General features: G+C 40.2%; 21 protein-coding genes. 16 read left to right on the top strand and 5 right to left on the bottom strand.

Annotated elements, in window-relative coordinates:
• Positions 1-67 precede the first annotated feature (67 nt).
• The gene (locus NLW78_RS08120) at positions 68-1,414 is read left to right on the top strand and encodes an aspartate kinase (protein WP_254496551.1); all 1,347 of its coding nucleotides are present in this window, start codon (positions 68-70) and stop codon (positions 1,412-1,414) included.
• A gap of 37 nt (positions 1,415-1,451) precedes the next feature.
• On the opposite strand, the gene NLW78_RS08115 is transcribed toward NLW78_RS08120, so the two are convergent.
• Positions 1,452-1,691 carry a DUF2627 domain-containing protein gene (locus NLW78_RS08115; RefSeq protein WP_254496550.1) on the bottom strand — a complete coding sequence of 80 codons (240 nt, stop codon included), beginning with the start codon at positions 1,689-1,691 and terminating at the stop codon, positions 1,452-1,454.
• Positions 1,692-1,832: 141 nt separating this feature from the next.
• Here NLW78_RS08115 and NLW78_RS08110 point away from each other — a divergent pair, with 141 nt between their 5' ends.
• The 10 genes from NLW78_RS08110 to NLW78_RS08065 all read left to right on the top strand — a co-directional run bounded on the left by NLW78_RS08110 (position 1,833) and on the right by NLW78_RS08065 (position 13,586).
• On the top strand, positions 1,833-3,908 hold the full coding sequence (locus tag NLW78_RS08110) for a sigma 54-interacting transcriptional regulator (RefSeq protein WP_254496549.1): 2,076 nt from the start codon (positions 1,833-1,835) through the stop codon (positions 3,906-3,908).
• A 123-nt stretch (positions 3,909-4,031) separates the two neighbouring features.
• Positions 4,032-4,943: a bifunctional enoyl-CoA hydratase/phosphate acetyltransferase gene (locus NLW78_RS08105; RefSeq protein WP_254496548.1), complete on the top strand. Its 912-nt coding sequence runs from the start codon at positions 4,032-4,034 to the stop codon at positions 4,941-4,943.
• Between the two features lie 15 nt (positions 4,944-4,958).
• On the top strand, positions 4,959-6,056 hold the full coding sequence (gene bcd / locus NLW78_RS08100; RefSeq protein WP_254496547.1) for a branched-chain amino acid dehydrogenase: 1,098 nt from the start codon (positions 4,959-4,961) through the stop codon (positions 6,054-6,056).
• Between the two features lie 20 nt (positions 6,057-6,076).
• Positions 6,077-7,168, top strand: a complete 1,092-nt coding sequence (gene buk, locus NLW78_RS08095) for a butyrate kinase (protein ID WP_254496546.1) — start codon at positions 6,077-6,079, stop codon at positions 7,166-7,168.
• Between the two features lie 18 nt (positions 7,169-7,186).
• Positions 7,187-8,608 (top strand): dihydrolipoyl dehydrogenase, encoded by a 1,422-nt coding sequence (lpdA, locus tag NLW78_RS08090; RefSeq protein ID WP_254496545.1) that lies wholly within the window; start codon positions 7,187-7,189, stop codon positions 8,606-8,608.
• 16 nt (positions 8,609-8,624) lie between these two features.
• Entirely contained in the window at positions 8,625-9,617 is a 993-nt protein-coding gene (locus NLW78_RS08085; protein WP_254496544.1) for a thiamine pyrophosphate-dependent dehydrogenase E1 component subunit alpha, read from the top strand.
• A gap of 15 nt (positions 9,618-9,632) precedes the next feature.
• The gene (locus NLW78_RS08080; protein ID WP_254496543.1) at positions 9,633-10,616 is read left to right on the top strand and encodes an alpha-ketoacid dehydrogenase subunit beta; all 984 of its coding nucleotides are present in this window, start codon (positions 9,633-9,635) and stop codon (positions 10,614-10,616) included.
• A 21-nt stretch (positions 10,617-10,637) separates the two neighbouring features.
• Positions 10,638-11,891 carry a dihydrolipoamide acetyltransferase family protein gene (locus NLW78_RS08075; RefSeq protein ID WP_254496542.1) on the top strand — a complete coding sequence of 418 codons (1,254 nt, stop codon included), beginning with the start codon at positions 10,638-10,640 and terminating at the stop codon, positions 11,889-11,891.
• 127 nt (positions 11,892-12,018) lie between these two features.
• Positions 12,019-12,450: a BrxA/BrxB family bacilliredoxin gene (locus NLW78_RS08070; RefSeq protein ID WP_254496541.1), complete on the top strand. Its 432-nt coding sequence runs from the start codon at positions 12,019-12,021 to the stop codon at positions 12,448-12,450.
• Positions 12,451-12,635: 185 nt separating this feature from the next.
• Positions 12,636-13,586 carry an aromatic acid exporter family protein gene (locus NLW78_RS08065; RefSeq protein WP_254496540.1) on the top strand — a complete coding sequence of 317 codons (951 nt, stop codon included), beginning with the start codon at positions 12,636-12,638 and terminating at the stop codon, positions 13,584-13,586.
• A 34-nt stretch (positions 13,587-13,620) separates the two neighbouring features.
• Here the strand turns inward: NLW78_RS08065 and prli42 are convergent, their stop codons facing one another.
• The gene (gene prli42 / locus NLW78_RS08060; protein ID WP_254496539.1) at positions 13,621-13,770 is read right to left on the bottom strand and encodes a stressosome-associated protein Prli42; all 150 of its coding nucleotides are present in this window, start codon (positions 13,768-13,770) and stop codon (positions 13,621-13,623) included.
• A 172-nt stretch (positions 13,771-13,942) separates the two neighbouring features.
• Between prli42 and NLW78_RS08055 the strand changes: the two genes are divergently transcribed.
• The 5 genes from NLW78_RS08055 to NLW78_RS08035 all read left to right on the top strand — a co-directional run bounded on the left by NLW78_RS08055 (position 13,943) and on the right by NLW78_RS08035 (position 20,538).
• Positions 13,943-15,595 (top strand): acyl-CoA mutase large subunit family protein, encoded by a 1,653-nt coding sequence (locus NLW78_RS08055; protein WP_254496538.1) that lies wholly within the window; start codon positions 13,943-13,945, stop codon positions 15,593-15,595.
• Between the two features lie 25 nt (positions 15,596-15,620).
• A complete protein-coding gene (gene mce, locus NLW78_RS08050; RefSeq protein ID WP_254496537.1) occupies positions 15,621-16,445 on the top strand; it encodes a methylmalonyl-CoA epimerase in 825 nt (274 codons plus the stop codon).
• On the top strand, positions 16,445-17,992 hold the full coding sequence (locus NLW78_RS08045; protein WP_254496536.1) for an acyl-CoA carboxylase subunit beta: 1,548 nt from the start codon (positions 16,445-16,447) through the stop codon (positions 17,990-17,992). Before mce ends, NLW78_RS08045 begins: the two co-directional genes overlap by 1 nt.
• Before the next feature lie 73 nt (positions 17,993-18,065).
• Entirely contained in the window at positions 18,066-19,190 is a 1,125-nt protein-coding gene (locus tag NLW78_RS08040) for a M20/M25/M40 family metallo-hydrolase (protein ID WP_254496535.1), read from the top strand.
• A 97-nt stretch (positions 19,191-19,287) separates the two neighbouring features.
• Positions 19,288-20,538 carry a DNA polymerase IV gene (locus NLW78_RS08035; RefSeq protein ID WP_254496534.1) on the top strand — a complete coding sequence of 417 codons (1,251 nt, stop codon included), beginning with the start codon at positions 19,288-19,290 and terminating at the stop codon, positions 20,536-20,538.
• Positions 20,539-20,571: 33 nt separating this feature from the next.
• Here NLW78_RS08035 and NLW78_RS08030 read toward each other — a convergent pair whose 3' ends face one another.
• The 3 genes from NLW78_RS08030 to namA are packed head-to-tail and all read right to left on the bottom strand — an operon-like array spanning position 20,572 to position 23,938.
• A complete protein-coding gene (locus NLW78_RS08030; protein ID WP_254496533.1) occupies positions 20,572-21,942 on the bottom strand; it encodes an aldehyde dehydrogenase in 1,371 nt (456 codons plus the stop codon).
• Between the two features lie 20 nt (positions 21,943-21,962).
• A complete protein-coding gene (rnz, locus tag NLW78_RS08025; RefSeq protein ID WP_254496532.1) occupies positions 21,963-22,877 on the bottom strand; it encodes a ribonuclease Z in 915 nt (304 codons plus the stop codon).
• A 35-nt stretch (positions 22,878-22,912) separates the two neighbouring features.
• Positions 22,913-23,938: an NADPH dehydrogenase NamA gene (gene namA, locus NLW78_RS08020; RefSeq protein WP_302328481.1), complete on the bottom strand. Its 1,026-nt coding sequence runs from the start codon at positions 23,936-23,938 to the stop codon at positions 22,913-22,915.
• Positions 23,939-23,993: the final 55 nt, after the last annotated feature.

Here is a 23,993-nt window from a genome sequence, read left to right as displayed (position 1 = left end):
AGAACTATGTTAAAATACTAAACATATTAACTAGATAAGGAATAAAAGAAAAAAGTGGTGAGAGAAAATGAAGGTCGTAAAATTTGGTGGAAGTTCTGTAGCAACTGCAGAAATGTTAAAGAAAGTAGCAAACATTGTAACAAGTGATCAGGATCGGAAATTTGTTGTTGTATCGGCACCAGGGAAACGGTCCAGTGACGATATCAAAGTAACAGACTTGTTTATCGAGCTTGGAGAAAAAGCCTTTTCCGGGGAAGATATCGGTTATACGAAAGATCAAATTATAAATCGTTTCGCTGATATTACGAATGAACTCCAACTATCGAACGCAGTTCTAAATGAGATTAGTGACCAAATTGATTACATTTTACAAAGTGAAAATGTAAAGCACAAGATCGATTCATTAAAAGCAATGGGAGAAGACTCATTAGCTAGAGTGTTAAGTGAATATTTACAGCTCCTAGGCGTAAACGCAACCTACATAAACCCAAAGGAAGCAGGTATAACCGTAAGTGATGAGCCTGGTGGTGCACAAGTTCTTGATGAGAGTTATCCTAAACTGTACGAGTTAAGGGAAAAACAAGGAATCATTGTCATACCTGGATTTTTCGGATATACAAAAGCTGGAGACTTGCTGACGTTCCCGCGTGGTGGCTCTGATATAACAGGTTCTATTGTCGCTGCTGGTGTAAAAGCGGACCTATATGAAAATTTTACTGATGTTGACTCTGTTTATTGTGTGAATCCAAATATTGTAGAGAACCCAAAGGAAATTAAATCACTAACGTATAAGGAAATGCGAGAACTATCATATGCTGGTTTTTCTGTGTTTCATGATGAGGCACTCATACCAGCTTTCCAAGCTAAGATTCCAGTGTGCATTAAAAATACGAATAACCCAGAAAAGCCTGGTACAATGATTGTTTCAACTAAGCCAGAAGATAATGATGGGGTTGTGACGGGAATTGCAAGTGATACAGGGTTTATTAGTATATATGTTAGCAAATATTTATTAAACAGAGAGGTTGGCTTCGGGAAACATTTACTGCAAATTCTTGTGGATGAAGGGATTTCCTTTGAACATGTTCCGTCTGGTATTGATGACATGTCTGTCATTATTCGAGAAAGCGAACTACCAAAAGAAAAAGAAGATGCGGTTGTTCACCGTATTAAAGAAGAACTAAATGTTGATACCGTTACTATAGAGCGAGACTTAGCAATGATTATGATTGTTGGGGAAGGCATGAATAGTACATTTGGAATGGCGAGTAAAGCAACCGATGCCTTTAAAAATGCTGAAGTGAATATTGAAATGATTAACCAAGGCTCTTCCGAAGTTTCCATGATGTTCGGGATTAAGGCTGAAGGATTAGAGCGGTCAGTACAAGAGCTTTATAAACAATTTTTTGGCTAATTGAAAAAAGCTGAAAGCACTCTGCTTTCAGCTTTTTTTATGGGTTGTTACGGAAGCGTCCTTTAGTTAAATTTCGTTTCCGGTCCCTATGTAAAATAAAGCCACCTATAAAGGCTAAGCCACCTAAGAAAAATAGTAGTCCAAATATGAATTGTATGACTAAATGGAAAAAGATTGGATGGAGAATTGCGAATAATGTATCTCGCATAAGCTTGATTCCGAGTGTTGCGATGATCCCTGGTATGACCAATATAATAAGTGCGATGAATCTAATCATATTTATAAGCTCCTTCGTCGAACATTACTTTGGTAAGTATATCAAAGCTTTTACATAATGAAAATATACAAACTTGCGAAATAGGGGAATCTCTCTTATTATTGTATTGTATGCAATATTTTGCAGATTGAAGGTGGAGCCATGAAAAAGGTGTTAATTGTCGGAGCAGGCAAAGGTGGAACATCTTTGCTTAAACTATTAAACCAAACTGATATGCTGGAAGTTGTTAGTATAGTTGATAAAAATCGTTCAGCACCTGGTATCCGCTTAGCGAAAGAGTGGGGGATTCCTGTTGGGGAAAACTATCGCTCATGGTTACATAAAAACATTGATATTATAGTTGAGGCAACAGGGAGTGATGAAGTATTTCAAGACATCATTACTTCGAAGCCTTATAATACTGTCGTCATTCCCGGTTCTGTTGCATTCATTACATCCCAATTGTTAGATGAAAAAGAAACATTGTTAAATGAACTGAAACGGCAGACTAAGAGTAGAGAGCTCATTTTAAATAATATACATGACGGCATGATTGTAATTAATGAAAAAGCGCAAATTACGTTCGTCAATCGAAGTGCTGAGAAAATATTAGGCGATAAAAAGGAAAACATGATTCAACAACCAGTAGAACAAGTTATTCCTACAACTAGATTGCCGCATGTTATGAAAATTAGACGAAAAGAAGTGAATCAAAAGGTAACCCTTGAAAACGGGAAAAAAGTCATTTCGACGAGAATACCATTGATTGGCCCTGACGAACAATTAATGGGGGCTTTTGCTGTCTTTAAAGATATTACGGAAGTCGTGGATTTAGCAGAAGAGTTAACAGATTTAAAGGATATTAAAACAATGCTGGAGGCAATTATCCACTCTTCAGAGGAAGCGATTTCTGTCGTGGATGAAAATGGGGCAGGTCTTATGATTAACCCTGCTTATACGAAAATCACTGGATTAACAGAAAAAGACGTGATTGGGAAACCGGCCACTGCGGATATTTCTGAAGGGGAGAGTATGCACTTAAAGGTGTTACAGACGAGACGCCCTGTAAGAGGTGTACGCATGAAAGTAGGTCCTGCAAAAAAAGAAGTCATGGTTAACGTTGCCCCTGTTATTGTTGATGGAAAGCTGAAAGGTAGTGTAGGTGTCATACATGACTTAACAGAAATTCATACTTTAACGAGTGAATTAAGACGGGCTAGGCAAATTATTCGAAATTTAGAAGCGAAATATACATTCGATGACATTATTGCCACATCTGAAGAAATGAACATTGCTTTAGAACAAGCAAAAGTTGGAGCGAAAACACCAGCCACTGTGCTTTTAAGGGGTGAGTCCGGAACAGGTAAAGAACTTTTCGCCCATGCAATACATAATGAGAGTAACCGACGTCATAACAAATTTATTCGAGTAAATTGTGCTGCAATTGCCGAATCCATTTTAGAAAGTGAATTGTTCGGTTATGAAGAGGGTGCTTTTTCTGGTGCCAAAAAGGGCGGCAAAAAAGGATTATTTGAAGAGGCAACCTATGGGAGTATCTTTCTTGATGAGATCGGTGATTTATCCTTAAACATGCAGGCAAAACTATTACGTGTGTTGCAAGAAGGTGAAATTGTCCGTGTTGGGGGTACAAAACCAATCTCAGTTGATGTCAGAGTGATTGGTGCCACAAACGTTAATTTAGAAAAGGCGATCATGAACGGTACTTTTCGCGAAGACTTATATTATCGCCTCAACCGTCTGCCGATTTATATCCCTCCTTTGCGCGAGCGGATGAATGACTTACCTGCACTTATTCATCATTTGATTGATAAGCTAAACCAAGATTATGGTCGAAATGTTCAATCAATCAGTGAGGATGCCATTCAATATTTAAAACAATATCGTTTCCCGGGAAATGTTCGAGAATTGGAAAACATTATTGGACGTGCAATGATTTATATGGAGATTCATGATGAAATGATTATGAAGCACCATATTCCTGAACTAGTTCAAGGTGTTTCATCGAAAGAACAGTTGAACAAAGAGGAGAAAGAAAAGAGTTGGACGGGCCAATCTTTACAACAAACGATGGAACAATATGAAAAGGAAGTTTTATTGGATGCTTTAAAAGCCAATGATTTTAACAAAACGGAAACAGCAAAACATTTAAATATTTCAGTGCGGAATTTATATTACAAACTAGAGAAGCACAATATTGACAAAAGTATCATGCAATAATTTTCATGGATGAAAAACATTGCACGAGAAAGGTGTTGTAAATAAAGCGTTTTCATAAAAATTAAGGTTGGCACGATTTTTGCATCATTTATAGGTAAGATCGAACATAGAAGGTGGGACATGATGAACTTATTCGAAACGATAATGGATGATGTATCAAAGACAGGAGGAAAACAAGTAGTTGCTGTAGCAAAAGCAGACGAACAGGATGTACTATTTGCAATAAAAGCAGCGATGGAACATGAAATAGCAAAATTTCTTCTTTTTGGCAATGTCGATAAAATGAAAGAAATAGCCAATCAAATTGCTTTAAATCTCACAGATGAAAGGATAAAATGTATCTTTTCGGAAGACGAACAACAAGCTGCTATGTTAGCCGTGCAAGCTGTAAACAATGGTGAAGCAGATGTCGTTATGAAGGGAAACCTTCCTTCCAATGTTTTGTTAAAAGAAGTTCTTCATAAAGACTATGGAATAAAAGGGAAAGGTTTGTTATCACATATTGCAGCCTTCGCTTTTCCGGCAGGGGAGCAATTCTTATTTGTTACAGATGCTGGGATGAATATTCAACCTTCATTAGAAGAGAAGGTTCAAATTATTCAAAACGCTGCAAAGGTGGTCAACTCTATTGGGGTTGACTGTCCGAAAATAGCTGTTTTAGCTGCTGTTGAAGTGGTAAATCCGAAAATGCCAGCAACATTGGATGCTGCTATTTTGACCCAAATGCAAAAAAGAGGGCAAATTAGCGATTGTATCGTTGATGGTCCATTAGCTTTTGACAATGCAATTTCAGAAAAGGCTGCTAAACAAAAAAATGTTCATTCAGAAGTAGCTGGTCATGCAGATATTCTTCTAGTACCTACGATTGAAACAGGGAATTCATTGTATAAATCGTTCGTCTACTATGCTCAAGCTAAAGTCGCTGCTTTCGTAACTGGTGGAAAAGCACCAATTGTTTTAACATCCCGTGCGGATTCTGCAGAAAGTAAATTGTATTCGTTAGCTTTAGCTCTACAATCTACGAATGCCAATTAAAAGGAGGAAACGATAATGGAATTATTTACTTATTTAGAACAATATGATTACGAGCAAGTTTTATTTTGCCAAGATAAAAATTCTGGCTTAAAAGCAATTATTGCTATTCATGATACAACAATTGGTCCTGCTTTAGGTGGAACGCGTATGTGGACATATGACTCTGAGGAAGAAGCGGTTATAGACGCCCTACGTTTAGCGAAAGGGATGACATATAAAAACGCAGCAGCAGGATTGAATTTAGGTGGAGGTAAAACCGTAATTATTGGGGATCCACGTAAAGATAAAAACGAAGAAATGTTTCGTGCGTTCGGTCGTTACATTCAAGGGCTGAATGGACGTTATATTACAGCGGAAGATGTAGGGACGACGGAAGCGGATATGGACTTAATCTACCAAGAGACTGACTTTGTGACAGGAATATCACCGGCGTTTGGTTCATCTGGTAATCCTTCTCCGGCTACTGCATACGGTGTGTATCGCGGTATGAAAGCTGCAGCGAAGGAAGCCTTTGGCTCTGACTCCTTAGAGGGGAAAGTAGTTGCAGTTCAAGGTGTAGGTAGTGTTGCCTTCACATTATGTAGACATTTACATGAAGAAGGTGCACAGCTAATCGTTACAGATATTAATAAAGAAGCGGTAAACCGAGCAGTAGAGGAATTTGGGGCTAAAGCGGTTGACCCAAATGATATATACGACGTTGAATGTGATATTTATGCACCATGTGCCCTCGGTGCTACAGTCAACGATGAAACAATCCCAAGACTGAAAGCGAAAGTCATTGCTGGTTCTGCAAATAATCAGCTTAAAGAGTCAAGGCATGGTGATATTATTCATGAAAAAGGAATTGCATATGCACCGGATTATGTCATAAATGCTGGTGGCGTTATAAATGTTGCGGATGAATTATATGGATACAGTCATGATCGAGCTATGAAACGCATTGAAGGCATCTACGACACGATTGAGAAAGTATTTTCTATTTCAAAGCGTGACAATGTTCCGACACATTTAGCTGCAGATCGTTTAGCAGAAGAACGCATCGAAACATTACGGAAGTCACGTAGTCAATTTTTGCGTAACGGACACAACATATTAACGAGAAAAAGATAGAGCAATAGGGGGAGTCTTAGTTGCAGCAAAGTGTATACCGCATACTCGTCATCAATCCAGGCTCAACTTCAACCAAGATTGGTGTATTCGATAATGAAGTTTGTATTATGGAAAAAACAATTCGTCACCAAGCGGATGATATTTCGGCCTATAACCGGATTATTGATCAATACAGTTTCCGTAAAGAAATTATTCTGGAAGCACTTCATTCTGAAGGAATCAATATTTCGAAGTTAGATGCTGTTTGTGGCCGTGGCGGGCTGTTACGCCCAATTGAAGGCGGCACCTATAAAGTGAATGAGAAAATGTTAGAAGATTTAAGAATGGGGTATAACGGAGAACATGCGTCTAATCTTGGAGGTATTTTAGCACATGAAATTGCTACAGGATTAAACATTCCGGCTTTTATTGTAGACCCGGTAGTTGTAGATGAATTAGAAGAAATTGCGCGATTATCTGGTGTTCCTGAAATACCCCGTAAAAGTATTTTTCACGCTTTAAACCAAAAGGCTGTCGCGAGAAAAGCGGCTGAGGAATTAGGGAAACCTTATCATCAATTGAATTTGATTGTTGCGCATATGGGTGGTGGAATAACCGTTGGGGCTCACCGTCAAGGTCGAGTTATTGATGTTAATAATGGTCTTCACGGTGATGGTCCGTTTTCACCTGAAAGGGCCGGAACTGTTCCCGTTGGTGACCTCGTTCAAATGTGCTTTAGTGGTGAATATTTCCGTGAAGAAGTAATGAAAAAATTAGTAGGACACGGCGGCCTTATGGGATATTTACAAACTAACGATGCCTTAACGGTGGAACAGATGATTCAAGAAGGTGACAAAAAGGCGGAAATGGTATACGACGCGATGGCATACCAAGTAGCCAAAGAAATTGGTGCGATGAGTATCGTGTTAAACGGAAAGGTAGATGGAATTGTGCTAACTGGTGGCCTTGCTTACGGTAAAGAATTTATTCATAAAATTAGTGACCGGATTAACTGGATCGCGGATATTATGGTGTATCCTGGAGAAAACGAACTAGAAGCACTAGCATCTGGAACTTTGCGTGTACTGAAGGAAGAGGAAGAAGCAAAAATCTATCCGAATGAATTGGTATAGTAGAAGGGAGCGTTATCGATGGCTCAAGAGTATGATTTAGTCATTATGGGCGGAGGTACAGGAGGTTATGTTGCTGCTATCCGTGCCTCTCAATTAGGCTTAAAGGTTGCAGTTGTTGAGAAAGAAAAACTTGGTGGAACGTGTTTGCATAAAGGTTGTATTCCATCAAAAGCGTTGTTACGTAGTGCTGAGGTATTCCGTCAAACAAAAGAGGCAGAAAAATACGGTATTGATACGTCTGCACCAAAAGTGAATTTTTTAAATGTTCAACAGCGTAAACAACAAATTATTGATACATTACATAAAGGCGTCCAAGGGTTAATGAAAAAAGGCAAAATTGATGTGTATGAAGGGTTTGGTCGAATTTTAGGGCCGAGTATTTTTTCGCCTATGCCAGGGACTGTTTCGGTTGAAATGAATAACGGTGAAGAAAATGAAATGTTAGTTCCGAAAAATGTGTTAATTGCCACTGGGTCAAAGCCGAATACATTGCCAGGTCTTGAAATTGATGGCCAATATGTTATGACATCAGATGAAGCGTTACAAATGGATGAGCTTCCATCCTCCATCGTCATTGTCGGTGGTGGTGTAATTGGGATTGAATGGGCATCCATGTTAGCAGATTTTGGTGTCGACGTAACCGTTATTGAATACTTGGATCACATTTTACCATCTGAAGATCGGGACGTTTCTCAGGAAATGGTGAAGTTGTTACAGAAGAAAGGAATTAAACTGAAAACGAGCACAAAAGTTTTACCAGATACGGTGCAAATAAACAATGGTGTGACAATCGAGGCTGAGCACAACGGTGAATCGGTGACGTTTGAAGCAGATAAGATGCTGGTTTCAGTTGGACGCAAAGCAAACGTCCAAAATATAGGTCTCGAAAATACGGATATTGTAGTGGAAAATGGTGTCATCCAAACGAATCAATTTTATCAAACAAAAGAAAGTCACATATATGCAATTGGCGATGTCATTGGAGGGATGCAGCTTGCTCATGTAGCTTCCCATGAAGGTATTGTAGCTGTTGAGCATATCGCAGACGCTAATCCTTATCCAATGGATTACACGCAAGTACCGACATGTATTTACTCTAATCCGGAAGTAGCTAGTGTAGGTTTAACCGAAGAAGAAGCCCGGGATAAAGGTTTTCAAGTTAAAGTAGGTAAATTTCCATTCCAAGCTGTAGGGAAAGCCCTTGTACATGGTGAAACGGACGGATTTGTAAAAGTGATAGCTGATCAAAGATCGAATGACTTATTAGGCGTTCATATGGTTGGTCCCCATGTTACCGATATGATTTCGGAAGCTGGTTTAGCGAAAGTGCTGGACGCAACACCATGGGAAGTGGGACATACAATTCACCCACATCCAACTTTGTCTGAAGCAATCGGCGAGGCTGCTTTGGCGGTGGAAGGAAAACAAATTCATGGTTAATTAAGGAGGGGTTACAATGAGTAAAAACCGGCATGAGGAGCTCGGTTTATCAAATGAAGAAGTACTTGAAATGTTTAAAACAATGCTTTTAGCTCGGAAAATTGATGAAAGAATGTGGTTATTAAACCGTGCTGGTAAAATACCATTCGTTATTTCTTGTCAAGGGCAGGAGGGAGCCCAAGTAGGAGCGTCATTTGCTTTGAATCGTACGGAAGATTATGTAGCGCCTTATTATCGTGATATGGGGGTAGTACTCGCTTTTGGTATGACTGCGAAAGATTTAATGCTCTCAGCTTTTGCGAAGGCGGAAGACGTAAACTCTGGTGGACGCCAAATGCCTGGACATTTCGGTCAAAAGAAAAACCGAATCGTAACAGGCTCTTCACCAGTTACTACACAGCTACCACATGCAGTAGGGATTGCGTTAGCTGCAAAAATGGAGCGAAAAGACTTCGTTTCCTTTGTCACGTTAGGTGAGGGTTCATCAAACCAAGGTGATTTTCATGAAGGGTTAAACTTTGCAGGTGTGCATAAACTCCCGGTCATAACCATGGTTGAAAATAATAAGTACGCTATTTCTGTACCAGTTGAGCGACAAATCGCAAGTAAGAATGTTTCGGATCGTGCCATTGGCTACGGGATGCCTGGGTACACAATTGATGGCAACGACCCCTTAGAAGTTTACCGTGTCGTTAAAGAAGCACGTGAACGTGCTGTAAATGGAGAAGGTCCTACGTTAATTGAAGCTGTAACATATCGTTTAACCGCCCATTCTAGTGACGATGATGATCGAGCATATCGTGAAGCAGAAGAGGTTGAAGAGGCTAAGAAAAAAGATACAGTTTATACGTTTGAGACGTATTTAAAAGAAACAGGTGTGCTGACAGAAGAGAAAGAGAAAGCAATACATGAAGAGATTAAACAAATTGTAAATGAAGCAACAGACTATGCGGAAAATGCACCGTATGCGGATCCTGAAGACGCTTTGAAATATGTATATGGAGAGTAAGGAGGGAGAACGAATATGCCAGTAATGTCATATATTCAAGCTGTAACAAAAGGGTTACAGGAGGAAATGGAACGAGACGAAAAGGTGTTTGTATTAGGTGAAGATGTTGGGAAAAAAGGCGGTGTATTCCGCGCGACTGATGGCCTGTACGAACAGTTCGGAGAAGAACGGGTACTCGATACACCATTAGCGGAGTCTGCTATTGCCGGTGTCGGTATCGGAGCTGCGATGTATGGGATGCGTCCAGTAGCAGAAATGCAGTTCGCTGATTTCATTATGCCAGCAATAAACCAAATTATATCTGAAGCTGCCCGTATTCGTTACCGTTCGAACAATGATTGGAACTGTCCAATAACGATTCGTGCTCCGTTCGGAGGTGGTGTACACGGTGCATTATATCACTCTCAATCAGTGGAAGCCATATTTGCCAATCAACCAGGCTTAAAAATTGTCATTCCATCTACTCCTTATGATGCAAAAGGGTTATTAAAGGCAGCTATCCGTGATGATGATCCTGTTTTATTTTTCGAGCATAAACGGGCATATCGTCTATTAAAAGGTGAAGTACCTGAGGACGATTACGTATTGCCAATTGGTAAGGCAGATATTAAACGAGAAGGTTCAGATATTACGGTCATCACCTACGGATTATGTGTTCATTTTGCTTTACAAGCAGCAGAAAAATTAGCCGAAGAAGGCATTTCAGCCCACATTGTCGATTTACGAACAGTGTATCCGCTGGATAAAGAAGCCATTATTGAAGCAGCTCAAAAGACCGGGAAAGTGTTACTAATTACGGAAGACAATAAAGAAGGTAGCATTATTAGTGAGGTTTCAGCGATTATATCCGAACACTGTTTATTCGATTTAGATTCTCCTGTGAAACGACTTGCAGGCCCAGATGTACCTGCTATGCCTTATGCACCAACGATGGAAAAGTTCTTTATGATGAACCCTGATAAAGTTGAAAAAGCAATGCGTGAACTTGCGGAGTTTTAAACGTAAAGGAGGGAAATGATCATGGCATTGGAAAAAATCAACATGCCGCAACTTGGTGAAAGTGTAACTGAAGGAACGATTAGTACGTGGCTTGTCAAAGAGGGAGACCAAGTACAAAAGTACGATCCGATTGCTGAAGTTATGACAGATAAAGTAAATGCAGAAGTTCCTTCTTCCTTTGGCGGAACAGTAAAGGAAATTGTCGCAAAAGAAGGAGACACAATATCGGTTGGGGATTTAATGTGCTACATAGAAGTTGAAGGTGGAGCCGAAGAAAATAACGATACAAAACCAAATGAAGAAAAAACAGCACAACAGGTTCATGACGGTGATGACCAATCGATGAAAAAGCGGTACTCACCAGCCGTGCTTCGCTTAGCACAAGAACATGACATTGATTTAACCCAAGTAGATGGCACGGGGAAAGGTGGTAGAATTACCCGTAAAGATGTGGAAAAGATGATTGCATCAGGAGATATCCCGAAAGAAGCAGATGCTCCACAGCAGCAGAAAGCATCGCGTCATGCTGATCAGGTACCTGCATCAAGTGCACAACCAGCAGTACAAACTGGAGCAGGTGATATTGAAATTCCAGTCACAGGGGTAAGGAAGGCCATTGCTCAAAACATGGTGAAATCAAAGCAAGAAATTCCACATGCTTGGATGATGGTCGAGGTTGATGTGACAAACTTGGTGGAATACAGGAATCAAATGAAGGACGAATTCAAGCAGAAAGAAGGCTATAGTCTAACATTCTTTGCCTTCTTCGTAAAAGCAGTAGCACAAGCGTTGAAGGAATTCCCACAATTAAACAGTACGTGGGCCGGAGATAAAATTATTCAACGTAAAGATATTAACTTATCCATTGCGGTCGCGAAAGATCAAGAATTGTTCGTTCCTGTTATTAAACATGCTGATGAAAAGAGCATTAAAGGTATTGCCAGGGATATAACGGATCTAGCCACGAAAGCCCGTAACGGCAAATTAACACAGGCTGATATGCAAGGTGGTACGTTTACGGTTAATAATACCGGTTCTTTCGGTTCCGTACAATCGATGGGCGTCATCAATGCACCACAAGCGGCCATTTTACAAGTAGAATCCATTGTGAAACGGCCAGTCATTATTGATGGCATGTTTGCTGCGAGGGATATGGTGAACTTATGTCTGTCCTTAGACCATCGTGTCTTAGATGGACTCATTTGCGGTCAATTTTTAGCTCGATTGAAAGAAATATTACAAAATGTGTCAAAAGAGAATACACCTATTTTTTAATAGAAGATCCGTCTTTTAGACGGATTTTTTTATTGCGTTAGAATTGAAGCTATCATGATTGAAACGAAAGGCAAAAGTTGTTAAGATGTACATTAAATAACACTCTACATATAAAGGAGCCATTTGTATGGATTTTAATATTTTTATGCACGATGTCGTTGATAAAGCACGTACTGAAATTGCTAGTTCCGGCTATGAACAATTGACAACACCAGAAGCTGTAGATGAAGCGTTTGCCCGTAAAGGAACAACGTTAGTGATGGTAAATTCGGTTTGTGGTTGCGCCGGAGGCATTGCTCGTCCAGCTGCGGCAAATGCCATTCATTATGATAAGCGACCAAATTATCTCGTAACTGTATTTGCGGGGCAAGATAAAGAAGCTACAGCTCGTGCCCGTGAATACTTTGAAGGATACCCACCTTCTTCTCCATCTTTTGCCCTCTTAAAAGATGGTAAAATTGTAGAGATGGTACAACGTTCTGAAATTGAAGGATCAGAACCTGTTGCGGTTGTGAATCGTTTACAACAGTTGTTTGAAGAACATTGTGAAGAAGTGTAAGAGGTTAGAGGTGGTCACTATGGACCATCTCTTTTCTTTTGTATAGTTATAGAGAAGACATTAGCATTGCATACTAAACAATAGATGGATGTTATCCTTGCACTGAAACAGTTGCTAACTTTCAAACATTCGTTATAATTAGCATATGCATGAATATGTTGCAAACATAAAAGGAGTTAACAGTAGTGAAAATTGGATACCGAACCATAAAAACGGCAACTGGAGCACCAATCGCAATTTTTATCGCCCAACTACTACAACTAAGTAATTTTATTTCAGCAGGTATTTTAACTATTTTATGCATTCAAGTAACGAGAAAGCGGTCCTTTTTAAGTGCTTGGTATCGTTTTGCTGCTTGTATGATTGGCATCGTATATTCGTCTCTCATTTTCGAATTGATTGGCTATCATCCATTAGCCATCGGATTATTGCTGTTACTCTTTATACCAACAACAGTCCGGTTAAACATTACCGAAGGGATTGTGACAAGCACCGTCATCATTTTACATATTTATGGAGCGCAGCAAGCGTCGCTTGCTCTCATATGGAATGAACTATTGTTAATTGTTGTTGGGCTTGGTACGGCTTTACTTTTAAATTTATATATGCCTAGTATGGAGAAGGATTTGCGAAAAAAGCAAAATCAAGTGGAACAAAATTTCCGCAACATTTTAAAGGAAATTGCCCACTATTTAAAGACAGGCGAGGAGAGTTGGGAAGGGAAAGAATTTACTGAGACGGCAACTGTATTGGAAACGGCGAAAAGCTTAGCCTTCCGCGATGTTGAGAACCATATTTTACGGGAGCACCATCCTTATTATCATTACTTTCATATGCGAACGAAGCAATTCGAAGTGTTAGAACGTATGCTACCTCTCATTAGCCGCGTAAAAGAAATCAATAAACAATCAGTAGCGATGGCGGACTTTTTCGATAAACTTTCTGAGGCAGTTCATCCTGGAAATACAGCGGTATTGTACTTAAATGAACTGAAAGAGATGAAGGAGCACTTTCGCAACGAAGAATTGCCTGTAACGAGAGAGGAATTTGAAGCACGGGCAAGCTTGTTTACGTTGTTAAATGAAATCGAGCAATACTTAATTTTAAAACGATCATTTAAAAAAAGTGACATATAAAAAAAGCGTTTGGCATATGCCAAGCGCTTTTTTCTTATAGAAACATCACCGCTCCAGCCATTAGTGAGCTTAATAGCATAGATAAAATCATCAAATAAATGATAAATTTCAATCTACGTTGGCGCTTTGATGTACGTTTTTTCACGGATTTATCTTGTTGGGCATTCTTATTTGCATTAGCCATTGTGACATCCCCCTTTTTCTCAAACCTATCTGTATTTTACTAGGAAATGAGTTTTTGAACAAGTCCCTTCCAAAAAGGGATGTTTATCAATAGATGCATATACATTAGTAAGAGGATTTTTTGTATTTTTCTAGAATGTTACTCAATTAGAGATAAGGTTAGGAGGTACGTCATGAAAAAACAAAGATATGAAAATCATAAGAAATGGGAACAAGACGTTGAAAAAGTGATCAACCGATTTCCAGAGCGGAAACCAACCTTTACAACTAGTTCTGATATTGAAGTGGAACGCCTTTATACACCTGATCCAGTGGATGAACGGTATGAGGAGAACATTGGTTACCCTGGTCAATTTCCTTACACAAGGGGTATTCAACCTACCATGTATCGAAGTCGTTTATGGACGATGCGTCAATACGCAGGATTTGGTTCAGCAAAAGAAACAAATAAACGGTTTCGTTATTTACTAGAACAAGGTCAGACTGGGCTTTCAGTAGCATTTGATTTACCGACGCAAATTGGCTACGACTCTGATGACCCAATGGCCGAAGGAGAAGTTGGAAAAGTTGGTGTCGCAATCGACACATTAGAAGATATGGAACATTTATTTGCTGAAATTCCGTTAGATAAAGTTAGTACATCCATGACCATAAACGCCCCAGCATCTGTACTCCTATGTATGTATATCGCTGTAGGAGAAAAACAAGGAGTCCCGAAAGAGTCTCTCACCGGAACAATTCAAAATGATATTTTAAAAGAATATATTGCCCGTGGCACATATATTTACCCACCTAAACCTTCTATGCGACTCATCACAAACATCTTTGCTTATTGCCAACAACATGTTCCCAAATTTAATACGATAAGTATTTCAGGTTACCACATTCGAGAAGCTGGCTCTACTGCTGTACAAGAAGTAGCATTTACGTTAGCAAACGGAATCGCTTATGTTGATGCTGCCTTGAAAAGTGGACTGGAAGTAGATCAATTTGCACCACGATTAGCGTTCTTTTTTAATGCACATAATAACTTTTTTGAGGAAGTTGCTAAATTTAGAGCGGCCCGGAGAATTTGGGCTAATATTATGAAAAATCGTTACGGTGCGAAGAATGAAAAAAGCTGGAAATTACGCTTCCACACTCAGACAGGGGGATCAACGTTAACGGCACAACAACCTGATAACAATATCGTTCGTGTCACATTGCAAGCGCTTGCATCAGTTTTAGGAGGGACCCAAAGTTTGCACACCAATTCCCGGGATGAAGCACTTGCATTACCGACAGAGGATTCTGCCCGAATTGCGTTACGTACGCAACAAATTATCGCCCATGAAAGTGGGGTTGCAGATACGATTGACCCACTAGGTGGTTCTTATTATGTTGAAGCGTTAACAGATCAAATTGAAGAGGAAGCACTCAAGTATATCGAAAAAATTGATGAAATGGGAGGAGCTGTCCAGGCAGTAGAGGACGGCTATATGCAACGAGAAATTCACCGTTCTGCGTATGAAACTCAGAAAGATATTGAAAAGGGCGAAGAGATTGTTGTAGGAATGAACAAATTTCAAATTGATGAAGAAATTGAAAGTGATTTGTTGAGAGTAGATGAAGCATTGGAAGAAGAGCAAAAGGAGAACACTCAACAAGTGCGGGAAAAACGGGATGATAAAAAAGTAAAAGAAACGTTACGACAATTAGAAGCGGCCGCCAAAATAGAAGAAGAAAATCTCATTCCCTATATATTAGATGCGGTAAAAGCTTATGCAACAATCGGAGAAATTTGTAATGTTCTCCGGGACAAATTTGGAGAATACACTGGTATGTAGAGGGAAATGGGGGAGGAATGAAACAATGGAGAAAAAAATACGTGTATTAATTGCGAAGCCTGGGTTAGATGGCCATGATCGGGGTGCCCTTATCATCGCTCAAGCATTGCGAGATCAGGGAATGGAAGTAATCTATACAGGATTGCGACAATCAGCAGCCCAAATTGCTCAAGCAGCCATCCAGGAGGACGTAGATGTAATAGGCTTATCATCCCTTTCTGGTGCCCATAAATCTTTATTTCCGAAAGTTATCGAACATTTAAGGAAATTAAATGCAGAGGATATCCCTGTAATTGGCGGAGGAGTAATCCCTTACGAAGATATCCCGTTTTTAGAGGAACAAGGCATTCAAAAGGTATTTACCCCAGGGACACCAACACAATTAATAGGGGACTATATTAAAGAACTAGTAGGGGAAGAAAAACAAGTAATAGAACCACCTAAGAAAATCTCTCATATTGGAATTGCTGTTTCATCCATTGAAGCAGTGCTGCCGTTTTATCGGGATGTATTAGGTTTATCTTTACAAAAAACAGAACAGGTGGAATCAGAAGGTGTGAATGCAGCCTTTTTTCATATTGGTGAAACATCAATAGAATTGCTGGAACCGTTATCAGAAGAATCACCTATTTATCGTTTTATTGAAAAACGAGGGGAAGGAATTCACCACATAGCGTTAGAGGTTTCTAATTTAACGGAACGTCTACGAAAATATAAACAGCGGGAAATCCCGCTAATCAACGAGGAAGTAAAGAAAGGTGCGAATGGAGCTGGCATTGCCTTTCTACACCCAAAAGCAGCAAACGGGGTGCTTTATGAACTAATTGAACATGGGGAGGAGGAGCAGTAGTGGATATTTATGATAAAATTAATGAATTATATGATAAACGCCGACAAGTTGAGTTAGGTGGTGGTGATAAAAAAATCGCAAAGCAGCGAGAGAAAGGGAAATTGACCGCCCGAGAACGGATTGAGTATTTATTGGATGTAGACACGTTTGTTGAACTCAATCCGTTTATCGAGCACCGTTCTAGTGATTTCAATTTGAACGGAAAAGCCGCACCAGGGGAAGGAGTTGTCACGGGCTTTGGAAAGATAGATGGACGCGATGTCTATTTGTTTGCCCAAGACTTTACGGTCTTTGGAGGGGCTTTAGGGGAAATGCATGGAAGGAAAATTGCCGCTGTTATGGATTTAGCGGCAAAAAACGGAACACCTTTTATCGGTTTAAATGACTCTGGTGGGGCACGGATTCAAGAAGGGGTGGCGTCCCTCGATGGATACGGACACGTGTTTTATCGTAACTCGATTTATTCGGGGGTTATTCCGCAAATTTCAGTTATTATGGGGCCATGTGCAGGTGGCGCTGTTTATTCCCCGGCGATTACCGATTTTGTTGTTATGGTAGAGGAAACATCACAAATGTTTATTACAGGTCCGAAAGTAATAGAAACAGTAACAGGAGAAACGATTTCCCCAGAAGACTTAGGGGGAGCGAGCGTTCATAATGCGAAAAGTGGGAATGCCCATTTACAAGCCAAAAGTGAAGAGGAAGCATTAGATTATGTAAAAACACTTCTGAGCTATTTGCCAGCCAATGCTAATGAAAAGCCGCCTGTTATAGAGGTGGAAGAACAAGACGATTATCGACCTGATTTAACCGATCTCATTCCCTTTGATCCCATCCGTCCATATGATGTCCGAACGATCATTCGAGAAATTGTAGATGCGGACAGCTTCTTTGAAGTTCATCGTGAATTCGCCAAAAATATTGTCGTTGGTTTTGCCAGATTAAACGGAAAATCAATAGGGCTTGTATGTAACCAGCCGAAATATATGGCAGGTGGTTTAGATATTGATTCGAGCGATAAGGCTTCCCGGTTTATTCGCTTTTGTGATTCTTTTCAAATCCCCCTTATTACATTTGAAGATGTCACTGGTTTTTTTCCGGGTGTGAAACAAGAACATGGGGGGATCATCCGTCATGGGGCTAAAATTTTATATGCTTATTCTGAAGCGACGGTACCAAAACTCACAGTTATTACTAGAAAAGCATACGGCGGTGCTTATGTAGCCTTAAATAGTAAGTCGATTGGTGCCGATTTAGTTTATGCGTGGCCGAATGCGGAAATCGCAGTCATGGGACCGGAAGGAGCAGCTAACATCATTTTTGCCAAAGACATTCAACAAAGTGACGAACCTGAAAAACTACGACAAGAAAAAATTCAAGAATATCGGGAAAAGTTCGCAAATCCATATGTAGCTGCCGGACTTGGGATGGTCGATGACGTCATTGACCCGCGAGAAACCCGTATTGCCCTAATTAAGGGATTGGATATGTTGAAAAATAAATCGGAAACCCGACCAAAGAAAAAGCACGGAAATATTCCATTATAGTTCCATACAATTGACAGGACCGATTCCTTTCGCTACTTTACTAATAGAGCGTTACATAAAAGGAGGAACCAAAATGCCAGTCATTAATGAAGAAAGAGTTGTTAACGAACTACTAGAACTTGTTCAAGTAGATTCTGAAACGAAGAACGAAGGGCAAATTGCAGAAGTATTAAAAAAGAAGTTTACTGAGTTAGGACTAGAGGTCCAGGAAGATGATGCGAAAGCGAAAACAGGCTTTGGTGCGAATAACTTAGTATGTACCTTGAAAGGTACAAACGAAAATGCTGATACGATTTATTTTACATCCCATATGGATACGGTCGTTCCTGGTAATGGTGTAAAGCCATCGATTAAAGATGGTTACGTCGTGACAGACGGGACAACGATTTTAGGGGCAGATGATAAAGCAGGTATAGCCGCAATGATCGAAGCGATACGCCAAATCAAAGAGAACAACATTCAACATGGTGATATTCAATTTGTGATTACGGTTGGGGAAGAATCAGGTCTAGTTGGGGCGAAAGCGTTAGATTCTTCCCTTCTTAAAGCAAAGTACGGCTATGCGATTGACAGTGATGGGAAAGTTGGCGAAATTGTCGTTGCTGCTCCAACACAAGTGAAAATTAAGGCAGCCGTTAACGGCAAAACTGCCCATGCCGGTGTTGCTCCGGAAAAAGGAGTATCTGCTATTACATTAGCTGCTAAGTCGATTGCTAAAATGCCATTAGGTCGAATTGATGAAGAGACAACAGCAAATATTGGTCGTTTCGAAGGTGGCAAAGCTACAAACATTGTGACAGATCGTGTTGATATATTAGCAGAGGTTCGCTCATTAGTGCCGAAAAAAATGGAAGCACAAGTGGAGAAAATGCGAAAAGCATTTGAAGAAACGGCAGAACAAATGGGAGGCAGTGTAGACTTTGATGTTGAAGTGATGTATCCAGGCTTTAAGCACGCAGATGGTGATGAAGTTGTAGAAATAGCGAAAAAAGCGGCTGCAAAAATCGGTAGAGAAAGTAAATTGCGTAAAAGTGGTGGTGGAAGTGATGCGAACATCATTGCTGGCTTTGGAATCCCAACCGTGAACTTAGCGGTAGGGTATGAAGAAATTCACACAACAAACGAAAAAATGCCAATTGAAGAGCTTGTGAAAATGGCAGAATTAATTGTTGCGATTACAGAAGAAGCAGCACAGTAAGTAAGGAGTAGACCTTGAAGGTCTACTTTTTCTTTTTCACAAGTCCTTTATGGTAAAATAAAGGGAATAATGTTGGATGATTGAAACGGGTGGTACAATGACGAAACGTTTTCCGACGAAGGGAAATATCATTTTTCATGTCGATATGAATAGTTTTTATGCTTCCGTAGAGATGGCGTACAATCCAAACTTAAAGGGAAAACCCGTTGCGATTGCCGGAAACCCAGAAGAGCGGAAAGGGATTATCGTTACGAGCAGCTACGAAGCAAGGGCAAAAGGTGTGAAAACGACAATGCCGTTATGGCAAGCGAAAAAGCTATGCCCAAACCTCGTTGTGATGCGTCCGAATTTCGATCGGTATCGTGAAGCATCTCGACATATTTTCCAAATCTTATCGGATGTGACTCCAGTTGTTCAACCGGTTTCCATCGATGAAGGCTACATGGATGTTACGGAATGTGCCCATTTAGGAACACCGTTAGAGATCGCCCAAAATATCCAAGAACGGATATTCGATGAACTCGATTTACCATGCAGCATTGGCATAGCTCCAAATAAATTTTTGGCGAAAATGGCGTCAGATATGAAAAAACCTATGGGTATTACTGTATTACGGAAACGAGAGCTACAAGAAAAACTATGGCCGTTACCGATTGAAGAGATGTATGGTGTTGGTAGTAAAACAGCCGAAAAGCTGAAAAACATTGAGATTGAAACAATCGGAGATTTAGCGAAAGCAGACGCTTACCATCTAAAAAGTTTACTTGGGATTAATGGGGAACATTTAAAAAATCGAGCTAATGGCTATGATCCACGTCCAGTGGACCCTGATGCAGTAAGCGAGTTTAAAAGTATCGGCAATTCCAAAACACTTCCCTATGATACGACAGATGAAATGGAAATCCGTAAAGTCATCCGACAACTGTCACAAAAAGTAGTGGAGCGGATGAAACGAAAGAAAGTCCTCGCCGAGACGATACAAGTAATGATCCGCTATCACAATCGCAAGACGATCACGAGGAGTAAACATGTTCACGATTTCCTTGAAACCGTTGACGATATTTCTGAACGTGCATATACGCTTTTATTAGACAATTGGAACGGGGAACCGATACGACTGTTAGGGGTCACGGCCCAAGATTTAGTCGATAAGGATGAAGTGGCGAAACAATTAGACTTGTTCACGTTTGAAAAAGAAGCGAAAAAAGAGAAGTTATATGAAGCCGTGGACTATTTAGCAGAAAAATACGGGGAGGGCGTGTTTAAAAAGGACGTAGCACCTGCTCGTGATTCCCATTCTGTATCGACGAGTTTTCAAAAAGATTTCTTGGATGACTTTAAAACATAAAAACAGCTTGGGGTTCGAGATAACCCCAAACTGTTATTTTTTAAACATTTTTTTGATCATTTTCAAACTTAACTTTGAATTTGGATAGCGGAAAGCTAAATCAATCTTTGTCGTCTGTTTTAAGATGCTTTTTTGATGGGAAAAGGTATCAAAGCTTGTTTTTCCGTGATAGCTTCCCATACCACTAGGGCCTACACCGCCAAAGGGTAAATACGGATTTGCTAAGTGCATGACAACGTCATTCATGCACCCACCGCCGTAAGAGATGTTTTTCGCAATCCATTCTTGTTTTTTTCCACTCTCAGAAAAGTAATATAATGCAAGTGGCTTTGGTGCTTTATCAATTTCCCCTTTGACATCTGTGAGATGACGAAAAGTACGCACTGGTAAAATGGGTCCGAAAATTTCATCCTGCATGACCGGATCATCCCATGTAATGTCTTCTAATACGGTCGGTTCTATGGAGTGATGGAGCTCATCTGTTTTTCCACCAAAGCGAATGTGTCCATCCTGCAAAAATGCCGATAATCGTTTGAAATGACGCTCGTTGACAATCTTCGTATATTGATCATTTTGTAATGGCTTCGAGCTAAACAACGTCTTCGTTGCTTGTTCTAATTTGGCTAAAAATGGTTCTTTCACCTGTTCGTGGACGAGCAAGTAGTCAGGTGATACGCAAGTTTGGCCGGCGTTTATAAATTTACCCCAAGCGACACGCTTCGCTGCCATGTCAAGACGTGCATCTTTATCAACGATACAAGGGCTTTTACCGCCTAGTTCGAGGGTGACAGGGGTTAAATGGCGGCTCGCCTTTTCCATAACAACTTTCCCCACGGCTTTGCTTCCTGTGAAAAAGATGTAATCAAACTTTTGCTCTAGTAGAGCTTGACTCACCTTTTCATCTCCTTCAATGACGGTAATGTAGTTTTGATCAAACGTGTCATGAATCATGTTCGCGAGTAACTTGGACACAGCAGGTGTATATTCTGACGGTTTCAATACGGCTGTATTGCCTGCTGCAATGGCGCCAATTAGCGGGGCTATCATTAAGTGAAAAGGATAATTCCACGGTCCGATAATTAACGTAACACCATATGGTTCCTTATAAATAAAACTTTTTGCACCTTGGTGTAATAGGGGGGTTTTTCTCTTCTCAGGTGTCATCCAATCCCATAATAATTTTAGGGCTTCATTAATTTCTGCATATAAAAAGGTGATTTCTGTCATAAATGCTTCATATTCAGACTTATTCAAATCTGTTTTCAAAGCATGAATGATTTGTTTTTCATTGCGAACAATCATCTGTTTTAGTTTTTGCAGCTGATGCTTCCGAATGGTATACGTTAATGTCTTCCCTTCAGAAAACATCGTTCGTTGTTGTTCGATGATTTGGTCTATGTTCATCGGTGGCCACCCCCGTCTTCTCAAATATCAATCTCATCTAAGTCATTAACAATGGTTGTTTGTGAGAATATTTTTTTTGTCTTTTCTAATATGTCTTTCGTTTGTTCATCCTGATAGCGTGAAGAAATATGGGTAAGGATTAAATGCTTTGCCTTTGCATCTTTGGCAAGATTGGCCGCGTCGCTGGCGGTTGAATGAAAATATTCATATGCCATTTCACCTTCTCCAGGTGCGAAGGTTGCTTCGTGGACAATGACGTCAGCATTCTTCGCAAATTCAGCATGCTCTCGTATGTAACGAGTATCTCCGAAAATCGCGATCCGCTTTCCTCGTTTCGATGGTCCGATAAAGTCCGCCCGTTTTACGAGACGACCATCTGGCAACGTTGTTTTTTCATTTTCTTTTATCTTCTTATATATAGGACCTGGTGCAATTCCAGCCGCTTGTAGCTTTTTGGGAAGGAGTTCTCCAATCGTCGGCTTCTCCTCAATGAGAAAACCATAAGATGGGACGCCATGAGCCAGCAGTTTTGCCGTAACCGTAAAATGGTCGTTTTCCAATAAGATTCCCTCTTTTAATTCGATTATTTCGAGAGGATACGCTAATCGTGTTTGGCTCACTTGCAATGACACGTCAATGTATTCCTTTATCCCTTTTGGTCCATACAATTGAACAGGGGTGCGTCCCTCTTGAAAGGAGCGACTACTTAATAACCCGGGTAAGCCATAAATGTGGTCGCCGTGTAAATGGGTAATAAAAATCTTTTCAATCTTTCTTGGCTTGATATGGGTATGTAAAATTTGATGTTGGGTTGCTTCTCCACAATCAAACAACCAAACGCTTCCGTCGTATTGCAATAACTGTAATGCGAATGAGGAAACATTGCGCTTTTTGGAAGGGACACCTGCCCCCGTTCCGAAAAAATGTAATTTCATAACAGCACCTCCTATCACGAGGTTAATAGTATTTTTTACATCCAACCACGTTTATATTGTTTTGGCCCTTCTATGATAGTACCTAACTCATCAGCCGCCTGCTTAGGCCAATACGGGTTACGTAAAAAAGCACGGGCAACAAAGATTAAGTCTGCACGATCATTTTGTAAAATCTCCTCTGCTTGCAGTCCACTTGTAATCAATCCAACCGCACCTGTATGAATATTAGCACTATGTTTAATTCGTTCTGCGAATGTCACTTGATACCCGGGATACGTTTTGATAGCTGCTGGCACGACCCCACCTGAACTACAATCAATCAGATCGACGCCTTGTTGTTTCATTTGTTGTGCGAAATAAAAAAAGTCGTCGATCTTATTTCCATCTGGGTGATATTCATTGGCAGAAATACGAACAAAGAGGGGCCCGTCCCATACTTGTTTCACACCATCAATAACTTCAGAAAGGAATCGATAACGGTTTTCTTTTGTACCTCCATATTGATCTGTTCGCTTATTCGTTAACGGGGATAAAAATTGATTAATTAAGTAACCGTGGGCAGCGTGAATTTCGATAACATCAAAGTTAGCTTGCTTCGCGCGCTTTGCACCGAATTGAAACGCTTGAACCGTTTCTGAAATCTTCCCTTCATCCATTTCATTAGGAGTAGGGAATTGTTCATTAAATGGTAAACTACTAGGTGCATAAGTTGGTTCGGTTAAGTTTGCCTTTCGTCCGGCATGAGCAAGCTGAATTGCACTTACAGCACCGTGCCGATGTATGCCTGTATTGATTTCTTTTAATCCTTCGATATGAGCATCATCCCATATGCCCAAATCTCGTGGTGAAATACGTCCTTCAGGGCGTACAGCCGTTGCTTCAATCATGACCATTCCAGCTTGTCCAGCTGCTCGGCTTTCATAGTGGGTAAAATGGAACGGCTGAGCATGGCCATCCTCTGTTTCCGCTGAATACATACACATTGGAGACATGACAATTCGGTTTTTTATTGAAACATTTTTGATTGTAAATGGTGAAAATAGCTTCGTATATTGACTCAATTTCACTCATCTCCTTTTCCGGCATTATTTTTTCCATACATAACATAGCATATTA

This window comes from Salirhabdus salicampi (assembly GCF_024259515.1).
Lineage (GTDB): Bacteria > Bacillota > Bacilli > Bacillales > Alkalibacillaceae > Salirhabdus_A > Salirhabdus_A salicampi.
Note: the sequence above shows the minus strand (reverse complement) of the source record. Positions and strands in the feature narration are given on the sequence as shown.

What these genes read in the sequence shown, in the direction of transcription:
- NLW78_RS08120 (WP_254496551.1), top strand. Translation starts at nt 68, where the DNA reads ATGAAGGTCGTAAAATTTGGTGGAAGTTCTGTAGCAACTGCAGAAATG.
- NLW78_RS08115 (WP_254496550.1), bottom strand. Translation starts at nt 1,691, where the DNA reads ATGATTAGATTCATCGCACTTATTATATTGGTCATACCAGGGATCATC.
- NLW78_RS08110 (WP_254496549.1), top strand. Translation starts at nt 1,833, where the DNA reads ATGAAAAAGGTGTTAATTGTCGGAGCAGGCAAAGGTGGAACATCTTTG.
- NLW78_RS08105 (WP_254496548.1), top strand. Translation starts at nt 4,032, where the DNA reads ATGAACTTATTCGAAACGATAATGGATGATGTATCAAAGACAGGAGGA.
- bcd (WP_254496547.1), top strand. Translation starts at nt 4,959, where the DNA reads ATGGAATTATTTACTTATTTAGAACAATATGATTACGAGCAAGTTTTA.
- lpdA (WP_254496545.1), top strand. Translation starts at nt 7,187, where the DNA reads ATGGCTCAAGAGTATGATTTAGTCATTATGGGCGGAGGTACAGGAGGT.
- NLW78_RS08085 (WP_254496544.1), top strand. Translation starts at nt 8,625, where the DNA reads ATGAGTAAAAACCGGCATGAGGAGCTCGGTTTATCAAATGAAGAAGTA.
- NLW78_RS08080 (WP_254496543.1), top strand. Translation starts at nt 9,633, where the DNA reads ATGCCAGTAATGTCATATATTCAAGCTGTAACAAAAGGGTTACAGGAG.
- NLW78_RS08075 (WP_254496542.1), top strand. Translation starts at nt 10,638, where the DNA reads ATGGCATTGGAAAAAATCAACATGCCGCAACTTGGTGAAAGTGTAACT.
- NLW78_RS08070 (WP_254496541.1), top strand. Translation starts at nt 12,019, where the DNA reads ATGGATTTTAATATTTTTATGCACGATGTCGTTGATAAAGCACGTACT.
- prli42 (WP_254496539.1), bottom strand. Translation starts at nt 13,770, where the DNA reads ATGGCTAATGCAAATAAGAATGCCCAACAAGATAAATCCGTGAAAAAA.
- NLW78_RS08055 (WP_254496538.1), top strand. Translation starts at nt 13,943, where the DNA reads ATGAAAAAACAAAGATATGAAAATCATAAGAAATGGGAACAAGACGTT.
- mce (WP_254496537.1), top strand. Translation starts at nt 15,621, where the DNA reads ATGGAGAAAAAAATACGTGTATTAATTGCGAAGCCTGGGTTAGATGGC.
- NLW78_RS08040 (WP_254496535.1), top strand. Translation starts at nt 18,066, where the DNA reads ATGCCAGTCATTAATGAAGAAAGAGTTGTTAACGAACTACTAGAACTT.
- NLW78_RS08035 (WP_254496534.1), top strand. Translation starts at nt 19,288, where the DNA reads ATGACGAAACGTTTTCCGACGAAGGGAAATATCATTTTTCATGTCGAT.
- NLW78_RS08030 (WP_254496533.1), bottom strand. Translation starts at nt 21,942, where the DNA reads ATGAACATAGACCAAATCATCGAACAACAACGAACGATGTTTTCTGAA.
- rnz (WP_254496532.1), bottom strand. Translation starts at nt 22,877, where the DNA reads ATGAAATTACATTTTTTCGGAACGGGGGCAGGTGTCCCTTCCAAAAAG.